Origin of the sequence: Vibrio sp. M260118 (assembly GCF_036533755.1) — a bacterium.
Classification (GTDB): domain Bacteria; phylum Pseudomonadota; class Gammaproteobacteria; order Enterobacterales; family Vibrionaceae; genus Vibrio.
Window position 1 is genome coordinate 1 of record NZ_JATABG010000081.1, and the last position, 11,181, is coordinate 11,181.

General features: G+C 46.5%; 9 protein-coding genes. 6 read left to right on the top strand and 3 right to left on the bottom strand.

Annotated features, from left to right (window positions below):
• A partial coding sequence (locus QTO00_RS07245; RefSeq protein WP_331423963.1) for a helicase-related protein occupies positions 1-767 on the top strand: 767 nt, incomplete at its 5' end.
• A gap of 78 nt (positions 768-845) precedes the next feature.
• Here the strand turns inward: QTO00_RS07245 and sohB are convergent.
• Positions 846-1,907: a protease SohB gene (gene sohB, locus QTO00_RS07250; protein WP_331423964.1), complete on the bottom strand. Its 1,062-nt coding sequence runs from the start codon at positions 1,905-1,907 to the stop codon at positions 846-848.
• 90 nt (positions 1,908-1,997) lie between these two features.
• Here sohB and QTO00_RS07255 point away from each other — a divergent pair, with 90 nt between their 5' ends.
• The 4 genes from QTO00_RS07255 (at position 1,998) to QTO00_RS07270 (ending at position 8,061) form a co-directional block, all read left to right on the top strand.
• Positions 1,998-2,741: a YciK family oxidoreductase gene (locus QTO00_RS07255; RefSeq protein WP_331423966.1), complete on the top strand. Its 744-nt coding sequence runs from the start codon at positions 1,998-2,000 to the stop codon at positions 2,739-2,741.
• Between the two features lie 152 nt (positions 2,742-2,893).
• Positions 2,894-3,571 (top strand): translesion DNA synthesis-associated protein ImuA, encoded by a 678-nt coding sequence (gene imuA, locus QTO00_RS07260; protein ID WP_331423968.1) that lies wholly within the window; start codon positions 2,894-2,896, stop codon positions 3,569-3,571.
• A gap of 2 nt (positions 3,572-3,573) precedes the next feature.
• On the top strand, positions 3,574-4,974 hold the full coding sequence (locus tag QTO00_RS07265) for a Y-family DNA polymerase (protein ID WP_331423970.1): 1,401 nt from the start codon (positions 3,574-3,576) through the stop codon (positions 4,972-4,974).
• A gap of 15 nt (positions 4,975-4,989) precedes the next feature.
• Positions 4,990-8,061, top strand: a complete 3,072-nt coding sequence (locus tag QTO00_RS07270) for an error-prone DNA polymerase (protein ID WP_331423972.1) — start codon at positions 4,990-4,992, stop codon at positions 8,059-8,061.
• A gap of 98 nt (positions 8,062-8,159) precedes the next feature.
• Here QTO00_RS07270 and QTO00_RS07275 read toward each other — a convergent pair whose 3' ends face one another.
• Both QTO00_RS07275 and mlc read right to left on the bottom strand, forming a co-directional pair.
• Positions 8,160-9,107, bottom strand: a complete 948-nt coding sequence (locus QTO00_RS07275; RefSeq protein ID WP_331423973.1) for a chemotaxis protein CheV — start codon at positions 9,105-9,107, stop codon at positions 8,160-8,162.
• A gap of 132 nt (positions 9,108-9,239) precedes the next feature.
• A complete protein-coding gene (mlc, locus tag QTO00_RS07280; RefSeq protein ID WP_331423975.1) occupies positions 9,240-10,457 on the bottom strand; it encodes a sugar metabolism global transcriptional regulator Mlc in 1,218 nt (405 codons plus the stop codon).
• 308 nt (positions 10,458-10,765) lie between these two features.
• On the opposite strand from mlc, the gene QTO00_RS07285 reads away from it, so the two are divergent.
• On the top strand, positions 10,766-11,181 hold a 416-nt coding region (locus QTO00_RS07285; RefSeq protein WP_331423976.1), incomplete at its 3' end, for a pyruvate kinase.

Genomic DNA, 11,181 nt, shown 5'->3' on the forward strand with positions numbered 1-11,181 from the left:
CTATTGAGCAAAGCATTTACCCAGCAGACAAACGTAAGAAAGCGCCGATGTTAGCCAAGCTTATTCAAGATGGTAATTGGCAACAAACACTGGTGTTCTGCCGTACTAAACATGGTGCCAACCGCCTCGCTTTCTTCCTAAATAAAGAGGGCATTACTGCGGCTCCAATTCATGGTAATAAAAGCCAAGGTGCTCGTACTCGCGCATTAGCCGATTTTAAATCTGGCGATATTCGTGTTCTCGTTGCTACCGATATTGCCGCACGTGGTATCGATATTCCGCAGCTTCCTCAAGTGGTTAACTTCGAGCTGCCACACGTGTCTGAAGACTATGTCCACCGCATCGGCCGTACAGGTCGTGCTGGTGAAGTAGGTAAAGCATACTCTTTGGTCGAAGCCGCTGAAGCGAGTGAGCTATTTGGCATTGAGCGTTTAATTCAGCAAGTGCTGCCTCGCCTTGAACTAGAGGGCTTCAAACCAGTCAACGAACTACCAGAGTCTAAGCTAGATACTCGTCCGATTAAGCCAAAGAAACCTAAGAAGCCCAAAAAGCCTAAGCAACCAAAAGCCGAGCATCAGGATGGCCAACGCTCTAGTGATAATGCTCGCGGCAATAAGCCTGCTAGCAAGAATAAACGTCACTTTGGGCATAGCAAGCCGAAAGGTGATAATTCTCAGCGTAATCAAGGCAAACCAAAGAGCCGTTCAAACAGTGGTAAATCAGCGAACCGTCGTTCAACCAAACCAACAGCAAGTTCAGCGCAGTAACCACCATTTATAAAAAACGCCCACCAAATTTGGTGGGCGTTTTCAGATCTGTTGACCGAGTATTTATCGGGAAATGCATTAAACGATAGGACGCTGACCGCGATCAATCAGCTTCATTAATACGTTATCAGCCGCTTCACCGGCCAAACCAGCAAGCTTTGAAGTCAATTTCTTCTTCTCTACGTAGTGAATCGCAAGTACCGTCTTGTCTTTACACGCTTCAACGACGAGATCGTCTGAGGTTTTAATCTCATCAACTAATCCTAGGTCGTGAGCTTGTGTACCAAACCAATGCTCACCGGTTGCGACTTTATCTAGCTCAAGTTCAGGGCGGCGTTCACGAATAAAGTCCTTAAACAAGCCATGAGTCTCTTCCAGCTCTTGCTTGAATTTATCACGCGCTTTATCGGTGTTCTCACCAAACATAGTCAGTGTGCGTTTGTATTCGCCTGCCGTGAGCTGTTCATACTCAATGTCGTACTTTTTCAGCACTTTATTAAAGTTAGGTAGCTGGGCAATCACACCAATTGAGCCAACGATAGCAAATGGCGCAGAAACGATTTTATCGGCAATACAAGCCATCATGTAACCACCACTCGCAGCCACTTTGTCTACCGCGATCGTCAGAGGTAAATTTGCTGCCTTAATACGATCAAGCTGCGAAGATGCAAGGCCGTAACCATGTACCATGCCCCCCCCAGACTCTAAGCGCAGTAGCACTTCATCACCTTCACGAGCAACCGCTAGAATTGCCGTTACCTCTTCACGTAATGAAGCGACTTCTTTGGCATCAATACTGCCTTTAAAATCAAGAACAAACAGGTGAGGCTCGCGCTTGCTATCCAAATCGCCCTCTTTCGACGCCTTCTTGATCTCTTTTTCGCGAGACTTGGTTTTCTCTTTCTCTTGTTTTTTCTCAGCTTTATCACGCGCCTTAATGAAGGCTTCATCGTGTAGGTGGTGTTCTAACTGCTCAACAGTATTTTTGTACTGCTCAGTCAAGTCGGTAATCTCCAACTCCCCTTTTGCAGCAGAACTCTTACCGCCAACCGCTTTGGCAATCACTAAAATCGCAACAATCGCGACTACAACAGTCACAATCTTGGCTAAAAACAGCCCATAGTCCAACAAAAATTCCAACGCGATTATCCTCTAATTGTACGAATTAGTGTATTGTAACCACCATCTCACGGAATCATAAAGAAAATCATTACAATAAGGATACACATCGTGGAATATGCGGTTTCTTCAGATGCCTTGAAAGGTAAAGTCATCCTAGTGACGGGCGCAGGTGCGGGCATAGGTAAACAAGCGGCTCTTTCTTATGCAGAGCACGGTGCAACGGTGATTCTGCTCGGCCGCACCGTAAAAAAGCTTGAACAGACTTACGACGAAATTGAAGCGGCAGGATACCCTCAGCCCGCGATCATCCCACTCGATATGAAAGGCGCTTCGAAGCAGAACTACCTCGACATGGTGGATACTATCGAAGGTCAATTTGGACGCTTAGATGCTGTGTTACACAACGCGAGCCTGCTGGGTGTGATTAGCCCATTTGATCAAATCGGTGAGGATACTTACGACGACATCATGCAAGTCAACGTTAAAGCTCAGTTCTTATTGACTCAAGCTGTGCTGCCTCTGCTACATAAATCAGAGGATGCACGCATCGTCTTTACCTCATCAACTGTTGGACACAGTGGTCGTGCATTCTGGGGCACCTATGCAATGTCGAAGTTTGCCACTGAAGGCATGATGCAGGTTCTTGCTGATGAACTGAGTAATACCTCTATCCGAGTCAACGCCATCAACCCTGGTGCGACTCGTACAGGCATGCGCGCTAAAGCGTACCCGGCAGAAGATACTGAGCTGCTCAAAACACCACTGGATATTATGCCACTTTACCTCTACCTGATGGCTCCAGAAGGTAAAGCGGTTAACGGCGAGTGTATTGACGCTCAGCCGAAAAAATAGATCCGAAGATCAAACTCCAAAAGCCAGATACAATTCAACGCCTTGTGTTTTTAAAATAGAGACACAAGGCGTTTTTTTATCCATCTAGTAACGCTGCCCCTTGCCGATAATTCACAATAGCTTATACTGTATATATGTACAGGTATCTTGTTATGTATGAATTAATCGAACATCTTAAGCAAAAACAATGGCTTTGGTCTGGTTCTCAAGCTCCAGAGAATAGTGATTACTACTCAACAGGGCATGATCTTCTCGATCAAAAACTTGAAGGTGGTTTTCCTAAACATGGCGTTGTTGAACTGCAAGGTGCATCGAGTATTGGTGAACTACGCCTACTGCTGCCACACCTTAAAAATACCAGCCAAGAGAGATTGTCTGTTTTCATTCAACCTCCGGGTTACCTATGTGCAGAGCAGCTTAACAATGAAGGTTTAGATTACAATAAAGTCCTGCTGATCTACCCACAAAATGATAAAGAAGCACTTTGGGCCGCCGAGCAGTGCTTGCGTAGTGGTGCATGCAGTAATGTATTGCTCTGGCACCCGGAGTTAGAAGTGCACCAAGCAAGGCGTCTACAAGTCGCCAGTGAACACGGTAACTGCCTGCACTTTATCTTTAAAACCGCTAGGAAGAGCTTATTTTCCCTACCTGTCAGTTTAAGCATGACACTCCTTCCGCACGCGTTAGGGCTTGAAGTAACGATTACGAAGCGCAAAGGCGGTTGGCCTCAGGGAAGCTTTGTTATTGATATGAGCGCAACTTGGCCGAGCTTGACCATCCAGCCAAAACCACCAGTGGTTATCCCCTTCCCACTTCGTCAGCAAGGCTAGCTATGCAGAGCTGGATCTACCTACATTTTCCGACACTACAACTGGATGCTCTCTTTGCAGAGCAAGCCTCTTTGCCGCTCGCGATCGTCGAATCGAAGCGGTTTAAAATTGTCCAGTGTAATCATGTTGCCCATCAACAAGGTGTCCAAGTGGGCATGGGATTAGGCAGTGCCAGTGCTATGTGTCACCAACTGCAAGTTCACCCTTATGATGAAAAAATAGAGCAGCAAACCCTACTCGATATTGCCCAATGGCTGTATATGGTCACCTCAGACATTTGCCTGTTTCCACCGCAAGGTATATTGCTCAAAGTCACCAATATGCTCTCACTCTACGGTGGTCTAACTCCATATTGGCAGCGTATCTCGCAGCATTTAGAACAGTTACAACTCAGCTATTACTACTCTATCGGCTTCTCACCGTTTTCTGCGATTGCCTTAGCGAAGTCGAACGCAGCTCTGCTCACATTAGATAAAGAGCGGCTTATTAAAGCTATCAAGCCCTTCCCTCTCATCGCGACGGAACTCGACAGTAAGATGGTCGAAAAACTACAACGAGTTGGAATCACAACTCTCAGTGATCTGCTTGATATCCCGATGAAAGAGCTCGCACGTCGCTTTGATATTGATCTGGTCAACTATGTCGGCAAGTTGATGGGGCAATTTAAGCACCCGATCGACTTCTATCACCCACCGGAACAGTTCGAAAGCTACCAAGAGCTGCTATTCGACATCGAGAATATTCAATGGCTAGAGAAACCGCTTGGCAAACTGCTCAATAAACTTGAGTGGTTTCTAACTCTGCGTAACCAAGTCGGCTATGAGTTGGAGTTGGTTTTACACCAGCGAGATAAGAATGATGCCTCAGTACGATTTTACTCAGCCAGTGGCGATTACCTTGCCACGCGCTGGATGACACTGTGCCAGTTAACCATGGAGTCGTTAAAACTTGATGCTCCAGTACAAGGGCTGACACTGCGTTTAATTCGTAGCGGTGAGCTTGAGTCCACCAGCGCCGACCTGTTTAAAGGCTTTCAAGGCGAGCAAACCGAACTGGAGTTAATAGGATTACTGCAAGCTAAACTGGGCAAAGACAAGGTAAGAAAAGTCGCTCACAGCCATGACCCTCGCCCAGAAAAAGCCACTTTTCTGTGTGACCCAAGCTTACCTATCCCGCACAAAGTCGCGAGCCAAAGGTTACGACCCAATATCCTGCTACCTTCGCCAGAGCCTTTGCAAGAACAGGTCTCCATCATACAAGGGCCTGAACGCTTTGTTACCGGATGGTGGGACGGTGATGATATGACTCGTGATTACTTCGTTGCACGTAGCGACCAAGGCCGCTGGCTATGGGTGTTTCGCAACCAAGATAAGCATTGGTTCCTCCACGGCCTGTTTTACTAATAGGAAGCCAAAGTCATGTCTTATGCCGAACTATTTTGCCAAACCAATTTCTCTTTTCTTACTGGAGCTTCCCATGCAGAAGAACTGATTCTTCAAGCGGACTTTCTCCGTTATAACGCTTTGGCGATCACCGATGAGTGCTCAGTAGCAGGCGTAGTACGTGCTTACACAGCAAGCCAAAAACACCAACTTAATGTCGAGCTTATTGTTGGCAGCATGTTCTGGCTTAACCAAGAGTGTCAGGTCGTACTGCTGTGCCCGAATCGAGAAGCCTACGGTGAACTTTGCCGTATTATCACCAATGCGCGCAGGCGCTCGGAAAAAGGTCACTATCAACTCTCTGAGTGGGATTTAATGTCCGCTAAGCGTTGCCTGATTATCTGGTTACCTAGCCATAAATCCAGTGACCATCAGTGGGGAAATTGGCTGGCTCAGCATCATAGAAGCCGTTTGTGGATTGGTGTTCAGCGCCACCTTAAGTCTGACGACAAGCAGTACCTTGCTCACTGCGAACAGCTTGCCCAAAAGATGCATCTACCCATTACCGCTTGTGGTGGCGTACTCATGCATACCGCTACCCGCCTCCCTTTGCAGCACACCCTGACCGCGATTCAACACGGATGTAGCGTTAACCAATTAGGTGAGCATTTACTTACCAATAGCGAAAGGAGCTTACGCAGCCAAGAAAAACTCGCCAGACTGTTTAAACCAGAGTGGCTACAAGAGAGTGTCACCATTGCTCAGCGCTGCGAGTTCTGCTTAAGCCAACTTCAATATGAGTACCCGAGTGAGTTAGTCCCTGACGGCTACACACCCATGACTTACCTCACCGCCTTGGTTGAATACGGAAAGAAACTGCGCTTTCCTGAGGGCGTACCTACAGACATTCAGGCCACGATCGATAAAGAACTTAGCCTGATTGAGCAGCTCAACTATCCATTTTACTTTCTCACCATCCATGACATTGTGATGTTCGCGAAACGTAACCGTATTCTCTATCAAGGGCGAGGCTCAGCAGCAAATTCCGTGGTTTGTTACTGCCTTGAAATTACCTCTGTTGATCCACGCCAAATCTCAGTGCTGTTTGAGCGATTTATCAGTGCTGAGCGAGATGAGCCGCCTGATATTGATGTCGATTTCGAGCACGAGCGACGCGAAGAGGTCATTCAATACATCTACCAAAAATATGGTCGAGAACGTGCTGCCTTGGCCGCAACCGTCATTTCGTACCGTTTTAAAAGTGCCGTGCGTGATGTGGGTAAAGCGTTAGGCATTGAAGAGAGTCAACTCGACTATTTTATTAAGAACGTCAATCGCCGCGATCGCGCGTTAGGCTGGCAAGCTCAAATTGTTGAACTGGGTTTAGAGCCTGATTCCCTCAAAGGTGAGCAGTTTATTAACTTGGTCAACGAGATCCTTGGCTTTCCGCGTCACCTCTCTCAACATGTGGGTGGGTTTATTATTGCCTCCGGCCCTTTATATGAGCTCGTGCCTGTAGAGAACGCCTCAATGCCCGACCGCACTGTGATTCAGTGGGATAAAGACGATCTTGAGTCTCTCAAACTGCTAAAAGTTGATGTTTTGGCTTTGGGTATGCTCACAGCAATTCGCAAATGCTTTGACCTAATTGAGCGTTTGCATAGCCAAAAGCTCACCATTGCTGACATCACCCGTCGCCAAGATGACCCTCAGGTGTATAAGATGATCCAGTGCGCCGATACTATAGGTGTGTTCCAAATCGAGTCACGAGCGCAAATGAGCATGCTACCGCGCTTAAAGCCTGCCACGTATTATGACCTAGTGATTCAAATCGCCATCGTTCGCCCTGGCCCAATACAAGGCGATATGGTCCACCCATTTCTTAAGCGCAGAAATGGCGAGGAGAAAGTCGAGTACCCTTCCGAAGAGGTGCGCGGTGTATTAGAGCGCACTCTAGGCGTGCCTATCTTCCAAGAGCAAGTAATCAAGATCGCTATGGTTGCGGCTGGATTTAGCGGCGGTGAAGCGGATCAACTGCGCCGAGCCATGGCAGCATGGAAAAAGAGTGGCGATTTAGTCAAATTCAAAACCAAACTCATTGATGGCATGCTCAGTCGTGGCTATGAACTAGAGTTCGCTGAGCGCATCTTTGACCAGATATTAGGCTTTGGTGAATACGGTTTTCCAGAAAGTCACTCCGCATCGTTCGCAGTACTGGCCTATTGCTCAGCATGGTTAAAACACTACTATCCACAAGCCTTCTATACTTCACTGCTCAATAGCCTGCCTATGGGCTTCTACAGCGCCTCACAGTTGGTGCAAGATGCGAGGCGTCATAAGGTCACCGTACTGCCAGTTTGTGTCAACGCATCAGACTACGACCACCAAGTCGTCCCCTATCAGGATAAACTCGCTATCAGACTAGGTTTAAGACAAGTCAAAGGCCTAAGCCTGCAAAGTGCTAGACAACTGCTGAAGGCAAGAGCCAAAGGACAATTTACCCATTCAGGTCAGATCAAACATATCGGTTTATCCAAACAAGATATTGAGGTGCTTGCCTCAGCCAATGCGATGCATACTCTGAGTAACAACCGTTATCAGACCCGTTGGACTATGATGGACTCTTTATCCGATCTGCCTCTGTTCCAGAGTGTGGAAGAGACGGAATGCGCGACGATTAGCACTCCCTCAGAGAGTCAAACGCTACTTGAGGATTACGCCGCCACTGGTCTATCTCTCACCAAACACCCCATTACCCTGCTTGATAACGCTGGTGAACTTGGCCGTTTTACCCGTATGCGCGATTTAACCCACAAAGCCCATCAATCACTGGTCACAGTAACTGGCGTTGTTACAGGGAAACAGGCGCCAGGTACGGCTGCTGGTGTGACATTTTTTACTCTGGAAGATGACACAGGCAACATCAATGTGGTGGTGTGGAAAGCAACCGCACGAGCACAAAAACAGGCCTATTTAACGGCTAAGATCCTGCAAGTAAAAGGGATTTTAGAAAAAGAGGGCGAAGTGCATCATGTGATTGCAGGTAAGCTGATTGATATGACAGACAAACTACAAGGGCTAAGCAGTAAATCCAGAGATTTTCATTAATACCAATAAGTCGGTGCTCAGATATGCACTCTCGTTGAGACAACACCAAAAACGAGAAAGGGAGTCGATACTCCCTATTTGAATTGTGTTGACAAGTATTACTTGGCGAGAACATCCCTTAGTCGGTCTTGCGCTACTTGAACCAAGAGATCAGGTTGGAATTTAGAGATAAAGCGGTCACAACCCACTTTCTCAACCATGGCGTCATTAAAGCTACCGCTCAAAGAGGTATTTAAGGTAATAAACAGATCTTTCATTCGCGGGTCAGAGCGCACTTCATGAGTCAGCTTATAGCCATCCATCTCAGGCATTTCCGCATCGGTGATCATTAATAGCAAATCTTCCATCACGTTCTTGCCTTCATCACACCAAGACTTAAGCAAGTTAAGCGCTTCAAGCCCATCACGACACTCGATAATGTTCAAACCAAGCTGTGACAGCGTCCCTTTAACCTGCGAGCGTGCCGTAGAAGAATCATCAACAATCAATACGTTGCGACCTACCATTTCATTCACCAGATCTTGATCTAAGATACCTTCAGAAATAGAGATATCGTAATCGATGATTTGAGCCAGTACTTTCTCTACGTCAATGATCTCGACAATTTCGGTACTGTCGCCATCCTTGATCTGAGTAATAGCGGTCAAATAGTTTGCTCGCCCTGCGGTTTTAGGCGGTGGTTGGATCTCGGTCCATGCCGTATTGACGATGTTACGAACCTGACCCACTAGAAAACCTTGTACGGTACGGTTGTACTCAGTGATGATGAGGTTCTCTTCTTGGTTTTCTAAGCGAGATGGCGGGAAGCCAATTGCCGCACGCAGGTCAATCACAGGTACAGAAACCCCACGCAGCGACGCGACACCAGTGATATGGTAGTGAGAACCCGGCATCTTAGTCAGCGTTGGCACTTTAATCACTTCACGCACTTTAAAAACATTGATAGCGAAGATCTGTCGGCTATTCAAACTAAACAACAACAACTCCAAGCGGTTTTCACCAACGAGGTTTGTTCGCTGATCGACGGTATTTAATACTCCAGACATACTGCTTCCCAACCAATGTGTGTATAACAAAAATAGCCTATTGCGTGGCTAAGATAAAAATAAACCCATATAACATTCAAGATTATATGGGTTTACACAAAAGATAAAGTAGAGCAAAGGATCAGAAACACACTATCCTTCAATAACTTTCATTAAAAGTAGCCCATCATATAGGGCTTGCTTAATTAATGCAGCGCCGGGCATCGTCGCTTGCTTATAAAAACGAGACTCGACCAACTCCAAGTCTTGATGATAAACAGGCAAACACTGCTCTTCAATACAAGTTTGGATCGCGGGATAGAGCACATCTTTAGCTTGGTTAATCGCCCCACCAATCAGAACCTTTTCTGGGTTGAAAAGGTTAATCACAATCGCAATCGCGGAGCCAAGGTAGCGACCCAGCTTTTCAATCACGTTAATTGCTAACGGATCGCCATTTGCCGCTGCTTCACAAATATCTTCTACTGAAATCTCTTCAATCTCAGCCAGCGATGACGTTTCACCTTGCGCAATACGCTCGGCTACTTCGTTACGAATCGCTTGTGAACTAGCGACGGTTTCTAGACAACCATAATTGCCGCAGTGACACTGCTTACCATTAGGGTCAATTTGGATATGGCCAAGTTCACCTATGTTACCATGACGACCTTGTAACACGCGACCATCAAGAATGATACCCGCCCCCAAACCATGGTGAATGGAGATTAGTACCGAGTTTTCATTCTCTTGCGAATGACCAAACAAACGTTCAGCTAAAGCCCAAGCACGAGTATCATTGGCGATGAACACGGGAAGCCCTGTTGCTTTGTAGATTTCTGGGCCGAGAGGTAAATTCTCAACGTTGTAGTGTGGCATTTGCAGCACCACACCACTTTCAGAATTCACTAAACCTGGCAGAGTCAGTGCGATACTGGTTACACGATCGAGTTGTTCAGAGTAGGTTTGGAAGAATTCATCGATTTCATGCAGTAAACGGGCGAGCACGTCGTCTTGGTCAACTTCGTGGATATCGATCTTGGTATCGATCAATACATCCCCACCCAACTCATGCAATGCAATGGTTAGGTATCCACGTCCAAGACGCATTGACAAAAACTGCCAACCCTCGTTATTCACTTGCAATCCAACAGCAGGACGACCTCGGCTAGTCGCTTCCTGAACGGTTGTTTCATGAATTAAGTGGGCCTCAATAAGCTCTCGGGTAATTTTGGTAATACTTGCCGGAGCAAGTTCACTCTGCTTCGAGAGGTCAATCCGAGAAATTGGGCCTTTTTGATCAATGAGCTTATATACTCGGCCAGCGTTGACCTGCTTGATATGATCAATATGGCCAGGTTGAGCCATGTACATGGAGTACTCCGAATATCAATAACATGGTAATTTTTTTACTTTGCGAAGTAATTGTGAAGGGCTTTGATAGATTGCCGTGACAAGTGTCACGTATAAACATCTTTGTTTGTGTACCTAATCATATAGTGGACGAATAAATAAAAATCCAAACCTGTTTTTTTGCACTAATAATTATGTCTTAACTCTTCTTTTCGAACTGATACGCACTAATCTCTTCAAATTCCCTACGCTAGTGCAAAGCCTGTATATACTTATAGCGAGCAGCCAACAACCGCGATCGCAGCGGCACTTATTATCAAGGAGATCCAATGACCTCTATCCAAAGAAGAACAAAAATCGTCTCGACTTTAGGACCTTCTACCGACAAACCCGGCATTTTAGAAGCCATTTTACAAGCCGGTGTTAATGTAGTGAGAATGAATTTCTCCCACGGGACAGCCGACGACCACAGAGAACGTGCTACTCGAGTTCGAAATATTGCCGCAAAATTAGGCACACACGTGGCGATACTGGGTGATCTCCAAGGGCCAAAAATTCGTGTCTCGACTTTCAAAGAGGGCAAGGTACAGCTCAATATTGGCGATATATTCACCCTAGACAACCAGATTGAAGCAGGTCAAGGCACGAAAGAAGCTGTCGGGCTAGACTACAAAGCGCTGCCCAAGGATGTTTCAAATGGCGATATCCTGTTACTTGATGATGGACGCGTACAGCTACAAGTTAT